At 36.1% G+C, this 13,997-nt stretch carries 13 protein-coding genes and 1 pseudogene; 11 read left to right on the plus strand and 3 right to left on the minus strand.

The window, feature by feature from the left end; genetic code table 11:
* Positions 1 to 153: 153 nt before the first annotated feature.
* The 11 genes and pseudogenes from Q0162_RS02645 (at position 154) to Q0162_RS02690 (ending at position 10,772) form a co-directional block, all read left to right on the plus strand.
* Entirely contained in the window at positions 154 to 540 is a 387-nt protein-coding gene (locus Q0162_RS02645) for a DALR anticodon-binding domain-containing protein (RefSeq protein WP_297888674.1), read from the plus strand.
* Between the two features lie 21 nt (positions 541 to 561).
* Complete coding sequence (locus Q0162_RS02650) at positions 562 to 684, plus strand: transposase (protein WP_297888677.1); 123 nt, start codon at positions 562 to 564, stop codon at positions 682 to 684.
* A gap of 379 nt (positions 685 to 1,063) precedes the next feature.
* Positions 1,064 to 1,549, plus strand: a complete 486-nt coding sequence (gene purE / locus Q0162_RS02655; RefSeq protein ID WP_297888679.1) for a 5-(carboxyamino)imidazole ribonucleotide mutase — start codon at positions 1,064 to 1,066, stop codon at positions 1,547 to 1,549.
* Positions 1,542 to 3,089: a glutamine-hydrolyzing GMP synthase gene (gene guaA, locus Q0162_RS02660; protein WP_297888682.1), complete on the plus strand. Its 1,548-nt coding sequence runs from the start codon at positions 1,542 to 1,544 to the stop codon at positions 3,087 to 3,089. Before purE ends, guaA begins: the two co-directional genes overlap by 8 nt.
* Positions 3,090 to 3,133: 44 nt before the next feature.
* Positions 3,134 to 5,062 carry a LysM peptidoglycan-binding domain-containing protein gene (locus Q0162_RS02665; RefSeq protein WP_297888685.1) on the plus strand — a complete coding sequence of 643 codons (1,929 nt, stop codon included), beginning with the start codon at positions 3,134 to 3,136 and terminating at the stop codon, positions 5,060 to 5,062.
* Complete coding sequence (gene ung / locus Q0162_RS02670; RefSeq protein WP_297888687.1) at positions 5,062 to 5,727, plus strand: uracil-DNA glycosylase; 666 nt, start codon at positions 5,062 to 5,064, stop codon at positions 5,725 to 5,727. The genes Q0162_RS02665 and ung overlap by 1 nt, the downstream gene beginning before the upstream one ends.
* A gap of 332 nt (positions 5,728 to 6,059) precedes the next feature.
* Positions 6,060 to 6,122 (plus strand): annotated as a pseudogene (locus Q0162_RS13245) (hypothetical protein); the annotation flags it as partial.
* Between the two features lie 144 nt (positions 6,123 to 6,266).
* Positions 6,267 to 6,458: a hypothetical protein gene (locus Q0162_RS02675; protein WP_297888690.1), complete on the plus strand. Its 192-nt coding sequence runs from the start codon at positions 6,267 to 6,269 to the stop codon at positions 6,456 to 6,458.
* A 527-nt stretch (positions 6,459 to 6,985) separates the two neighbouring features.
* Positions 6,986 to 8,158 (plus strand): AIR synthase related protein, encoded by a 1,173-nt coding sequence (locus tag Q0162_RS02680; protein ID WP_297888693.1) that lies wholly within the window; start codon positions 6,986 to 6,988, stop codon positions 8,156 to 8,158.
* Positions 8,159 to 8,216: 58 nt separating this feature from the next.
* Positions 8,217 to 9,305, plus strand: a complete 1,089-nt coding sequence (locus Q0162_RS02685; RefSeq protein ID WP_297888811.1) for a hypothetical protein — start codon at positions 8,217 to 8,219, stop codon at positions 9,303 to 9,305.
* Between the two features lie 111 nt (positions 9,306 to 9,416).
* A complete protein-coding gene (locus Q0162_RS02690) occupies positions 9,417 to 10,772 on the plus strand; it encodes a peptidylprolyl isomerase (RefSeq protein WP_297888695.1) in 1,356 nt (451 codons plus the stop codon).
* Between the two features lie 106 nt (positions 10,773 to 10,878).
* Here Q0162_RS02690 and Q0162_RS02695 read toward each other — a convergent pair whose 3' ends face one another.
* The 3 genes from Q0162_RS02695 to prfB all read right to left on the minus strand — a co-directional run bounded on the left by Q0162_RS02695 (position 10,879) and on the right by prfB (position 13,997).
* Complete coding sequence (locus Q0162_RS02695) at positions 10,879 to 12,597, minus strand: alpha-amylase family glycosyl hydrolase (protein ID WP_297888698.1); 1,719 nt, start codon at positions 12,595 to 12,597, stop codon at positions 10,879 to 10,881.
* Positions 12,594 to 12,818, minus strand: a complete 225-nt coding sequence (locus tag Q0162_RS02700) for a hypothetical protein (RefSeq protein ID WP_297888701.1) — start codon at positions 12,816 to 12,818, stop codon at positions 12,594 to 12,596. The genes Q0162_RS02695 and Q0162_RS02700 overlap by 4 nt, the downstream gene beginning before the upstream one ends.
* Before the next feature lie 71 nt (positions 12,819 to 12,889).
* A protein-coding gene (prfB, locus tag Q0162_RS02705) for a peptide chain release factor 2 (RefSeq protein WP_297888711.1) occupies positions 12,890 to 13,997 on the minus strand; the annotation gives its coding sequence in 2 pieces (ribosomal slippage) (positions 12,890 to 13,936 and positions 13,938 to 13,997; 1,107 coding nt in all).

Here is a 13,997-nt window from a genome sequence, read left to right on the forward strand (position 1 = left end):
AAAATTTACTCTAAAAATCTACTGAAAAATTGCACTTACTACTGGAACTTACACATTACTTAATTCAACTTGCTAGTTGAAAAGTTTAAAAAATAAAAAAGCAAAGCAAAAGTTTTGTATATTTGTAATTGCAAAAAAATAAAAACAACTCCAATGCTTTGCAAAGACAAAATTACATCAATTTTTTGTATTATCGATGATATTTTAAAAGAAATTAATCATTCTGAAGATATTCGCAGAAAAGTATCTGATAGCGAGATTATTACAACAGCATTTATAGCTGCTAACAATTTCTATGGGAAGCATCGTGCTGCTATCAAATTTGTTAAACAATACAATTTGTTTCCCAATATGTTAGAAGAAAGTAGATTTAATAGGCGCTTACATAATCTGGGGAACGTACTTTATGAATTATTTCATTTGATAGCCTCTTTTTATAAAGAGATTACTTGTGAAATGAACTATATAATTGATTCATTTCCTATACCTATTTGTCAAAACATTCGTATTAATAGATGTAAAATTGCAAAAGGAAAATAATATAGAGGCTATACGACAAGTATGCGGTCTTATTTTTATGGAATTAAAGTTCAGTTAGTTACAACAGGAGAAGGCATACCAATTGCGTTTCATTTTACCGTAGGAAAAACAGCAGATGTAAAAGCCTTAGATAAGATTACATAGATTTTTCCACCAGATGCAAAACTTTATGGGGATAGTGCTTATACAGATTATCAAATAGAAGATTATCTAATTGAAAATAAATGTTTTGAGTTAAAAACACAACGAAAAAAAATAACAAAAGACCAGACTCAGAAAAACAAAGTAGACAGAAGTTCAAGATGAGAAAGCGTGTAGAAGTTACAAGTTACTATAAGTGATATTAAAAAGATGTTTCCTAGAACAATACATTCTGTTACTTTAAAAGTTTTTTTTATAAAGATTACAATGTATATTTTTGGATTACAGTTATTTAAAAGAATCAATAAATAGCAAGTTGAATTAAATATTAAAACTTGCTAATTGACAAATTATTCGTATCTTTGCACCAAAATACAAATATATGAAAGTAGCTGTAGTAATGGGAAGCAAAAGCGATTTACCTATAATGCAAGACGCTATTGATATCCTCAAAAATTTTGGTATCACAACGGTCGTAGATATTGTATCAGCACATCGTACACCCGAAAAATTAATGGAGTTTAGTAAAAATGCTCATAAAAATGGTATTCAAGTAATTATTGCTGGAGCAGGTGGAGCTGCTCACTTGCCTGGTATGGTTGCCTCTATGTCTCCTTTACCCATAATAGGTGTACCTGTGAAGAGTAGCAACTCTATTGACGGATGGGATTCTATCCTCTCTATCTTACAGATGCCTAATGGAGTACCCGTTGCTACTGTAGCTTTGAATGCTGCTAAAAATGCTGGCTTACTAGCTTTACAAATATTAGCTAGTACTGATGCCATACTTTTACAAAAAATGATTGATTATAAAGAAAGTTTAAAACAAGCTGTGCTCACTGCTGCAGCAACCCTTAACAATGAATAAAGACACTTTTCAAGGCTCACGCCTTCTATTATTGGATTTCGGGTCGCAATATACCCAACTTATTGCTCGCCGTGTGCGCGAACTAAATGTGTACTGTGAAATGCACCCTTATAACAATTTACCCGAGAATTTAAGCGATTTCTCTGCTGTAATCCTATCCGGTTCACCCTATTCAGTCCGTAGTGCAGAAGTCTTGCATCCAGACCTATCCGCAATAAAAGGTAAAATACCTCTTTTAGCTGTATGTTATGGGGCTCAATACTTAGCCCATTTTGGCGGTGGTGAGGTTGCTCCTTCAAACATACGAGAGTATGGTCGTGCTCATCTCACTTATATCAAACCTGAAGAACCCCTTTTTGAAGGGATTTACCAAGAAAGTATAGTATGGATGAGCCATAGTGACACCATTAAACAATTACCTCCAAATGCAATTTGTCTGGCAAGCACTCCTGATGTAACAAACGCTGCTTATCGCATAGAAGGAGAAGACACTTACGCCATCCAATTTCACCCCGAAGTAACACACTCTGCTGATGGTATGAAACTATTGGCTAACTTTCTTTTCAAAATAGCTAAACTTACCCCTAATTGGACATCCGATAATTTTGTAGAGATGACTGTTACACAGCTAAAAACACAAATAGGTAACGAAAAAGTAATCTTAGGTTTATCAGGAGGAGTAGACTCAACTGTAGCCGCTGTATTACTCAACAAAGCTATTGGAAAACAATTGCATTGTATATTCGTAAATAATGGACTCTTACGTAAGAATGAGTTTGAAAGCGTTTTAAAACAATACGAAGGTATGGGATTAAATGTGAAAGGTGTAGATGCTTCAACACGTTTTCTCTCTGCCTTAGCAGGCAAAACTGACCCTGAAGAAAAACGTAAAACTATTGGGCGTGTTTTTATTGAAGTATTTGATGATGAAGCACACAAAATCACTGATGCTCAATGGTTAGCGCAAGGTACTATTTATCCCGATGTTATTGAATCATTATCAGTAAAAGGTCCTTCAGCAACTATAAAATCTCATCATAATGTAGGTGGATTGCCCGATTATATGAAACTAAAGGTAGTAGAGCCTTTGCGTATGCTCTTCAAAGATGAAGTCCGTCGAGTAGGTCGTAGTTTGGGCATTAGTGATGAATTATTAGGGAGACATCCTTTCCCTGGCCCTGGTTTAGCTATCCGTATTTTAGGTGATATCACTGCTGAAAAAGTAGCCGTTTTGCAAGAAGTAGATGCTATATTCATCAATGCACTAAAAGAGCACAACCTCTACAACAAAGTATGGCAAGCAGGAGCTATCCTATTACCTATCAATAGTGTGGGCGTAATGGGTGACGAGCGTACTTACGAACGTGTGGTAGCCTTACGTGCTGTAGAAAGTGTAGATGGTATGACTGCCGATTGGGTAGATTTACCTTACAAATTCCTTCAAAAGGTATCTAATGACATCATCAACAAAGTGAAAGGTGTAAATCGTGTGGTGTATGATATTAGTAGTAAACCACCTGCCACCATAGAATGGGAATAATCAATTAATAGTTAAAATAATTAATAATTAAATCATAAGTCATTATGAAACATTTTTTAACACTAACCACCTTACTATGCTTTACCTTAAGTTTTGCTCAGCAAAAACATACAGCAAGTAACTATGAAAGTATTGAAAGTATCGCTAAAACTTATCGTTTTTCACCTGCTGATATTCTAAAACTTAACCCTGGAGTAAAAGATGGAATCCAGAAAGGTGTAACTATCAATATTCCTACCAGCAAGATAAAACACTACAGTACCCAGCGTCCAGTAGGTTTTACCTCTCATCTGGTAAAATCAGGAGAAACTTTCTTTGGACTTTCTCAGAAGTACAACATTTCTATAGACGATTTGAAGCGCTATAACTTAGACCTTTACACTCGTGAACTCCAAGAGAACGAGCGCATTACTATTCCACTTTTCAACAAAGCAAGTGATATGGTACAAAAAGGTGTACAAGGACAAAAACGCTATGTTGTAAAACCTCAAGAAACCTTATGGAAAATTGCAAAAAACCACAATGTGAGTGTAGAAGAATTAGAACGAATCAACAAAAAAGAAAAAGGATTTAACCCTAACAGTCTAAAAGAAGGACAAGAAATATGGGTACCTTCTTCAGCTGTAGATAACTCTGAACCTGAAGTACCTACGCGCCCTGCAACCAATAAAGAGTTGGTTCTCTACTACATAGAAAAAGGAGAAGGTTTTTATAGTCTAGAACGCAAATTTGGTTTATCACGATCTGATATTGTGAAACTCAATCCTGCTGTAAAAGATGGATTGAAAAGTGATGCTCAGATATGGATTCCTAAAGAAAACTACGATCGTTATAAAAACGCAGCTTTTACTAGTACACCTAATTACGATTTTGAAAGCTCTAATAACACTTTGCGCTCTGCTTCATCTCCTAATAATGTAAAGGAAATTAGCTATATTTTACCATTCAAAGTAGCTGATATAGGTGCAACAAACAAAGCCGCTGCTTTAAAATCACGTCTTACTGATAATAAAATTACCCCTGTAGCTACTGATTTTTATTCAGGTGCACTCATTGCTTTGGATTCCCTACAAAAAATGGGATACAAGTTCAAAGTAAACGTATACGATAGTGAAGGCGACATCAAAAAGATTACTTCTAATACAAGTGTACAAAACTCACAATTGGTAATAGGTCCTTTCACTACCAAGTCATTTAATGCTGTAGCAGAATTAATCACCAACAATAACACTGCTGTATTAGCACCTCTAGCTAATAAAAACATTGTATTAAATCCCAATGTATATCAAACTTTACCCTCAGATGAAGTACAACAAGCACAGATGATTAGTTATCTCAACAAAAATTATTCTGATGAGAATATGATTATCTTAGCCGATAGTAAAAACACAGGCTTACGCGACAAATTAGAACGTGCTTTCCCTAACGCTAAGGTAGTAACTGAAATGTCAGCTAATGGTTTTTCTAATGCTTTGAACTACAGTAAAGAAAACGTAGTTTTGTTACAATCTAATGATATAGGTTATGTATCATTAGCCGTGCGTTTGTTGCATAATGCTTTGAAAGTAAAGAAAAACAACACACATCCTAAAATTGTGTTAGCAACTGTAGAAAGAGGCAACGTTTTCGATTCAAGTAGTTTATCTAATAACCAACTATCAGATTTGCACTTTACCTACCCTACTGTAAACAAATATTCTAATGGCAGTGATAATTTTTCTATTCGTTATCAAAAAACTTATGGAATTTTGCCTAGCAAATACGCTATCCGAGGCTTTGACCTCACTATGGACGCTATTTTACGTTTAGGCGTATCTGGAAATTTAAATAGTGCAAATACCCACATAGGAGAAACCGCTTTCCTAGAAAACAAGTTTGCTTATCTAAAAAACTCTTACAAAGGAGGAGGTTATGAAAACCAAGGCGTTTACATTGTTCAGTATGACAATATGGAAATCAAAGAAGTAAAATAATGAACGTACAAATAGACTCAAGCTGGAAAGCGGTATTAGAAGAAGAATTTAACAAGCCTTATTTTACCAAGCTCACCGAATATGTTAAACAACAATATGCCGAAAATATCTGTTATCCCAAAGGAAAGCAAATATTTTCGGCTTTCGATCATTGTCCACTAAGTGAGGTAAAAGTAGTAATTATTGGGCAAGACCCTTATCACGGTGAAGGGCAGGCAAATGGTTTGTGTTTTTCTGTACACGACGGCATAGCACACCCTCCTTCACTTGTAAATATTTTCAGAGAAATAGCGCAAGATTTAGGCGCCCCCTACCCTATCAGCGGTAATTTAGAGCGTTGGGCATCACAAGGAGTCTTACTGCTAAATGCTACCCTCACAGTAAGAGCTAACGAAGCCGGTAGTCACCAAAATCAAGGTTGGGAAACATTCACCGATGCAGTTATTGCAGCAGTTTCCAAACATTGTAACAATGTAGTGTTTATGCTTTGGGGTGGTTATGCTAAAAAGAAAGCTAGCCTTATTGATAGTAGCAAACATTGTATACTCTCTTCTGGTCATCCCTCACCTTTAAGTGCTAATAGAGGGTATTGGTTTGGTAACAAACATTTCAGCAAAGCCAATGCCTATCTTGCGTCTGTAGGAAAAGAAAGCATAAATTGGTAATTAGATTTTATTAAACATAATAAGGTAGTAATATTGTAGAAAATGATACAATCTATTATTGAAAAGTATAAAGACAGAATAGCTGTTGGTACTAAAAACTTTATAAATATAACTTGGATTGAGCAAACGGAAAAGAAATTAGGCTTCCCTTTACCTGATAGTTATAAAGAGATGTTATTAAACTATGAATTTATCACTGTTTGAGGAATTGATTTTAAAACTATTGCTCCACCTGAATATCAGGAGGATGCTGATATAGATATTAATTATACTTATCTCAAAAACATTTCAATAGATTAGTATATAAATACAATGATAGAACACAAAAATGGAGTTTTTCTCATTGGAATTACTTACTTGTTCTAATTTTTGGACAACTTATAGGTTGTGATAGCCTTAGAGGGCTTGTTGATATACTAACTGTTCACTCAAAAAGAGCTTATCACTTAGGTTTTGGTAAGAATATTATTAACAAAACTATTCTTTCAAGAGCAAATGAAGTTAGAAATCTTAATATTTTTCAAGATTTTGCTTTATATATGATTAATATTGCTCAGGAAAAGAGAATTATTAATAATTTTTGCTTACACGGTAAGTTCTATGCTGTTGATGTAACAATTTTGATTTATGTAATTGTTGCTATTGTTGAAAAAGACCTTAAGCTTGATAGACCTATTGCTGAAGTAATCCGTATTTTAGGAAGTTCTCTATTAGTTAAAGAACCTATCTGAGAACTATTTACACCACTTTCAAATGAAAGTTATAGCGATAGATTTCCGCTAAAATTAAACCTATAAATTATTTAACAAAATTTTAAGAGATAGTAGAGGAATTACTTATATAAATTACTATTAATATTTGTAAAACTTTTTTACCTTTTTCCTATTAACTCTTATATTGTAACAAGTTTCTCATAGGCTCAACAATTTATAATACAAATTAATCCTTTTATATTTTTGTTTTTTTCAACCCAATAAATGGGGATAATAAGAATTACAATTATCCTAACACTGAGTTTTTAACCTCTTTTAATAAGTGTTTGATAATTCATTAAATCTGTTAAATAGTAGAATAAGAAGAGAGCTTTCTTCTAACTGTACACATCATATTTATATCCGATCACAACTTAAGAAACTAAATCAGTAAAATATTTCTTTTGATAATTGTACCCCTAAAACACAAAAACTCTAAAATTTATTTATTATCACTTGTTAATTGTTAATTATTTCTTACCTTTGCCTCTCAAAATTAAACTATAATGGAAGTAAGCAAACGTTATGCACTACGCGGAGTTTCGGCTGCCAAAGACGAAGTGCATAAAGCTATCAAAAATATCAATAAAGGATTATTCCCCAAAGCCTTTTGTAAAATAGTCCCCGATTATCTTACGGGTGATGACCAATATTGCCTTGTAATGCACGCTGATGGTGCAGGTACCAAGTCGGCATTGGCTTATATGTATTGGAAAACCACAGGCGACCTAAGTGTATGGAAAGGCATTGCTCAAGATGCCCTCATAATGAATATAGATGATTTATTATGTGTGGGAGCCATAGATAACATTATGCTTTCATCTACTATAGGGCGTAACAAGAACCTCATTCCTGCAGAAGTTATTTCAGCAATCATCAATGGTACTGAAGAACTTATCAATGAATTGGCTAACTTTGGGGTACATATTCACTCTACAGGAGGTGAAACTGCTGATGTAGGTGATTTAGTACGCACTATCATTGTCGATTCTACTGTTACAGCACGTATGGAACGTGGTAAAGTGATTGATAATGCCAACATCAAAGCAGGCAATGTAATCGTAGGGTTGGCTTCTTATGGGCAAGCTACCTATGAGACTTCTTACAATGGCGGTATGGGTAGCAACGGACTTACCTCAGCACGACACGATGTATTCAACAAATCGCTAGCTAATCAATTCCCTGAAAGTTTTGATCCCTCAGTTCCTGATGAACTCGTATATACAGGCTCTAAGCACCTCACTGATAGCGTAGTTGGCTCTCTCATAGACGCAGGAAAGCTTGTCCTCTCCCCTACCCGCACCTATGCGCCTATTATCAAAAAAATATTAGAAAAATACGATAATACCCAAATATGCGGAATGGTACATTGTAGTGGCGGCGCACAAACCAAAATATTACACTTTGTTGAGAACCTTCATATTGTTAAAGACAATCTTTTCCTCGTTCCTCCCCTCTTTAAGCTCATTCAAGAGGAATCTCATACCGATTGGAAAGAAATGTACCAAGTATTCAACTGTGGACATCGTATGGAACTCTACGTACCTGAAAACATCGCCGGAGACTTGATAGCTATCTCACAGTCATTTGGTGTACCTGCACAAGTGATAGGACACGTGGCAGCTTCTGATAAAAAACGTCTCACTATAAAAAGCGAATACGGTACTTTTGAATACTAAATTAAACATACAAACCGATATACGATGGGCATTTGCTTATTTTGCCATAGTTGTGTGCTTGGGTATCTTTATGCGCTCAGTACAAGTAGCCGACTATCCTTTTGTGTTCAATTATCGGAATATTGTGCATACCCATTCTCATTTAGCGCTTTTAGGATTTGTATATGTAATGCTTTCTGCTATTTTGGCGCGAACTTTCATTCCTTTCAACACTCAACTACACAAACGCTACCGATGGCTGTTCTACATTACCCAATTCTCAGTATTAGGTATGCTCTGTAGCTTCCCTTTTCAAGGATATGGAGCCATTTCTATTAGTTTTTCATCAGTATTTATCATTTGTACTTACTTCTTTGCGAGATTCTTTATAAAATATGCTACTTCCCCTTTTGTAAAGATGGGCATCTTTTATCTTATTTTATCAAGTTTAGGAATATGGTTTATGCCTGTAACTATTGTAAAGTTTGGTAAATTTTCTGAAATGTATATGTGTTCCATTGCTTTCTTTTTGCACTTTCAATACAATGGATGGATGCTCAGTAGCCTAATGGGACTCTTTGTAAAAAAATATGGTTGGGATATACAATACCCTCAACTTATCAAGCGCATATTTATTCTATTTCAAGCAGGAATTATAGGGTCACTTTTTATCTCGTGGGTAGGCTATTTCAGTTATCCTATCTACTATATCGTTGGGGGAGTTTCTGTGCTTATTTGGCTTACCTCTGTAATAATGATATTACGCCTATACCTAAAAACTCAACTAAAGAGCTTTTTAGCAACGGTTTTTATCTGTTTTTTTATTGCCAAAGTAGCAATGATGTTCACTGGTGCTTTCCCCGTGCTTACCCCCTATTTATTTAAAAACATCGACCTACTAATTAGTTATTTGCACTTCAATTTTCTAGGAATTGTAACCATAGGTCTCTTGCTGTTTTTAGAAGAAGTATATAAAGTAAATCGTTGGCTTATTTATCTATTTCTCTTTTGTTTTATCACCACCGAAGGATTAATCGTCTATAAGGGATTTTCAGTTATTGGAAACTACCCTATTTTTAGCAATTTTTATGAGTATTTATGGTTATTCACTGCTCCTTTTTATTTCCCTGCAATAGGGTGGCTCATCGGCAGTTTTAAAATAAAATAACGTAGAATGTTTCGTTTTTCCAATATAAATACTACTTTTGCAAATTAGTTAGTGCAATTAGGCACATCTTTTGATATGATAATAGAACGTTTAAAGTTAATAACAAAGTTTATGAATAAAACAAAAATTTGGTTGGTTCTTGTAATGTTGTTGTTTACCACTCCATTTTTTGCCCAAAACAACGAGCGTAAAAAGGTAGATGGCGTGGCAGCTGTAGTAGGTGATTATCTAATTTTGGAATCAGATATAGACAAGGCGTATATTGATTTGCAACAACAAGAAGTAGATACCCGTGAAATCAACCGTTGCCAGATGTTAGGCAAACTGATGGAGGATAAACTCTATGCTCACCAAGCTGTGCAAGATAGTGTGAAGCTCACCGATAGCGAAGTACGCGACCAAGTGAACCAACGTATTGAGTTTTTAACTGCTCAATTAGGTGGTGATATCAAAAAACTATTACAGTTCTACAAAAAAGATGACGAACAATCTATGCGTGACGAACTTTTCAACCTTTTGAAGGTGAGTATGCTCGCTCAGCGTATGAAACAACAAATTATTAAAGATGTAGAAGTAACTCCTGAAGAAATACGCACCTTCTTCAATGCTATACCAGCCGATGAGCGTCCGCATTTTGGTACTGAATTAGAAATAGCTCAAATTGTGGTAAACCCAGTTGCCCCTAAGAGTTCAGTACAAAAAGTAATAGATCAACTCAATGATATTAAAAAGGATGTAGAAGAAAATGGTATGAGTTTTTCTACCAAAGCCATTCTCTACTCTCAAGACCGTGCTACTGGCGGACAAGTCCTTACTTTCAATCGTAATTCTGCTTTCGATAAAGCTTTTAAAGATGTAGCTTTTACTTTGCAAGAAGGCGAAATATCTAAACCTTTTGAGTCAAGTTTCGGTTGGCATATTATTCAAATGGACAAGATTCGTGGTAAAGAAGTGAGTGTACGCCACATTTTATTAATGCCTGATATCCCTGAGGAAGCTCTCAACGAAGCTAAAGAAAAAATATCCAAAATTCGTGAACGCATCATTAACAAAGAACTCACTTTTGATGAGGCTGCACGTAATTTCTCTGATGAAAAAGAAACTCGTAACGATGGCGGTCAGCTTATCAACCCTGAAGATCTTTCTACTCGTTTTGAACTTACTCGCATAGAGCCTACGCTTTATGCTCGTATTTCAGACCTTAAAGACAATGAGGTTTCAGTGCCTTTCCTCGATGAAGATAGAACAGGCAAAAAGACCTACAAAATTTACCAAATCACAAACCGTATTGATGAACACCAAGCCGATTTTGTAAAGGATTACGTAAAAATACAAGATTTAGCCCTCAAAGAAAAACAGCTAAAAGCTATCAACAAGTGGATGAAAGAACACATTGAAAAGACTTACATTTCAGTAAATGGAGAATATAAAAATTGTAAGTTTGAAAATAACTGGCTGAAGAAATAATTTCCCCTTACTTCAATGGGAAAATATCTAAAAAAAATAAAAAGTGAGAAACAAAACTATCATAAGTTTTATTTCTCACTTTTTTATTACCAATATAAATACTTTATCAAGAAATTCTAAACACTAAAGACTCCAAAGGGGCTATATCCACTCGCAATCTTCCTTTGCCATTTTCTATATATAGGGTAGTTTGCTTTTCGTAGTAAAGAGCATCGTTAAGGGTATATGTACCGTCATTCAAGAACCAACTGCCTAACAAATAGGCTGGCAATTGCAAGTCAAAACCATAACTTTCGTGTTCACTAAAATTGCATACCATCACCCATTGTTCTTCTTCATTCCCTCTCGCAAAACTATACACTTTGTCGTTGTAATAAACGGTATGCTCTCGATTGTATTGATGCAAATCAATATAAGCACTATTAACCTTTAAATTGAGTAATCGCTGATAGAAATCGCGTAATGCTCGTTCCGAATTACTAAGCTGACCTCCGTCATATTGTTTGTTGTTCACCCACCGTTGATGAGCAGGAACTCCTATATAATCAAAAATAGAAGTACGCGACGGACTGCCAAAACCTGCCCATTCTGCCGCTCTCTCTCCCACCTCCTGACCGAAATACACCATTACTGGCGATTCGCTAATGAGGGTAGAAACTACCATTGCAGGTTTAGCCTTTTCGGCATAGCCTGCAAATTCTGGTGAGGCTATACGTTGCTCATCGTGGTTTTCTAAGAAATGTAACATACGGTCTGAAATATCAGAAAGCCCACGTTGTATAGGGGCTATGGCATCAGTGCTATGTTCGTGTGCTACAATATTGCGCAAAGTGTCATACAATTGCACTTTGTCGTACAAGTAATCCATCTTCCCTAAGTGCAAGTAAGAGCGATATTCATTGGGGTTATATACCTCAGCCAGCAGAAAAGCCTCTGGGTTATGATGTTTAATAGCCGAATTGAAATAACTCCAAAACTCCACAGGTACCATTTCAGCCATATCATAACGGAATCCATCTACACCTTTCTCAAGCCAATACAAAGCAATATCTTTGAACTTTTGCCAAGTATTAGGCACAGTTTTGTCTTGCCAAAAATGGTAATGTACTTCTGTATCTTCACTCTCAAAACCTATAGGTAGTTCTGGAAAATCCTTAATACCATCAGGGCGTACCCCATAGTTGAGCTTTATGGTTTCATACCAATCATTGCGATCGGGCTGAGAAGCACGTGCCCCATTACCTGTCCATTTAGCAGGAAACTCATGATATTCGCCATAAATACCCTCAGGTAACTGAAAAGCCTCGTTGGGGTTGTAATAAAAATTATTGTTTACAGCATAAGTTACCGAAACATCATCATCTTCCCCAAAACCTCTTACTCCCTCAGGTTTAGCAATACTCTCATAACGGCGTGCCACGTGATTAGGCACTATATCCATAATCACTTTCAGTCCGCACTGGTGCGTACGTGCAATAAGGGCTTCCCACTCCTCCAAACGTTGTGCGGGATTGTCAGCAAGGTCTGGGTTTACAGTGTAATAATCCTTTATGGCATAAGGAGAGCCCGCGCGTCCTTTTACTACCGCCGGAAAGTCATTACTGATACCATAAGCTGTATAATCAGTAGTGAGTGCGTGATGTAATACTCCTGTAAACCATATATGTGTAGCTCCTAACTTTTTTATTTCTAATAGAGCCTTCTCAGTAAAATCCGAGAACTTACCCACTCCATTTTCATCTTTAGTGCCCCACGCTTTATTGGTAGTATTAGTATTCCCAAAAAGTCTCGTTAGCACTTGGTAAACTACTATTTTGTTATTCATTTTAAACTGTTTTTAGCTTCTTCTAATAACTCAATAAATACATTGTAATCAACTTTATGAGTTACCATATCCTCATTAATTAGTTTAACCGTAGGTGTTTCTACAAAGAAATTACCATTATTATCATAACTAACTAATGCTATGTATTTATCATCTATATAAATCTCAGCTACTAAATTGTCATAATTACAATCACTACATATTAGTATTTCTTTCTTCATAAAAATAAAATACTTTGCCAAAGGTTTAATAGCTATTGTGCTACAACCTTTGGCAAAGTTTATACTAATCATTAATCAGTATCGCCCGTGCGACTTGTGCCCATAAGCATTAAGTAGGCTTTAAGAAATTCGTCGAGTTCGCCGTTCATTACGCTATCTACATCAGTAGATTCGTAATTAGTGCGTACATCCTTCACGAGTTTATAGGGGTGCATCACATAGTTGCGTATTTGCGAACCCCACTCTATCTTCATCTTGCCTGCCTCTATCTCATCGCGTTTAGCCTGACGCTTTTTGAGTTCTATCTCATACAACTGCGATTTGAGCAATTGCAACGCCTTGTTTTTATTATCAAGCTGACTGCGGGTCTCGGAGTTCTCAATAATAATTCCCGTAGGGTGGTGACGTAAGCGCACTGCTGTCTCTACTTTGTTTACATTCTGCCCGCCTGCTCCACTCGAGCGCATTGTCTCAAAGGTAATATCCGCAGGGTTGATTTCTATTTCAATAGTATCATCTGCCAGCGGATATACATATACCGAGGCAAATGAGGTATGGCGTTTAGCATTGCTATCAAAAGGTGAGATGCGCACCAAGCGATGTACACCATTCTCTCCTTTGAGATAACCAAAAGCATATTCACCTTCAATTTCAATAGTAACTGTTTTAATACCTGCTACATCACCTTCTTGGAAGTTGAGCGTCTTTACCTTATACTTTTGGTTGTTGCACCACATTGTGTACATTCGCAAGAGCATTGAAGCCCAGTCGCAACTTTCAGTTCCGCCTGCTCCTGCAGTAATTTGCAGTACAGCACTCATCGCATCGCCTTCATCAGAGAGCATATTGCGAAATTCCAATGCCTCAATAGCGTGTAGGGCTTGTGCGTATTGCTGGTCTACCTCATCGGCAGTAGCTTCACCTTCTTTAAAGAAGTCGAGCAACACCTCCACATCCGAGGTAAGACTTTCAGCTTCCTCATAATCTTCTGCCCATTTCTTTTGAGTGCGAAGTTCACGCATCACCTTTTCAGCCTCTTTGGCATTATCCCAAAAGTCAGGTGCAAAAGTCTTCTCTTCTTCGTTACTTATTTCAATACGTTTGGCATCTATGTCAAAGATACCTCCTTAACGCACCCAGGCGATTCACTAAATCCTTAACTTGTTCGTTATTTGTCAT

The sequence above is a fragment of the uncultured Capnocytophaga sp. genome, assembly GCF_937936315.1.
GTDB lineage: Bacteria > Bacteroidota > Bacteroidia > Flavobacteriales > Flavobacteriaceae > Capnocytophaga.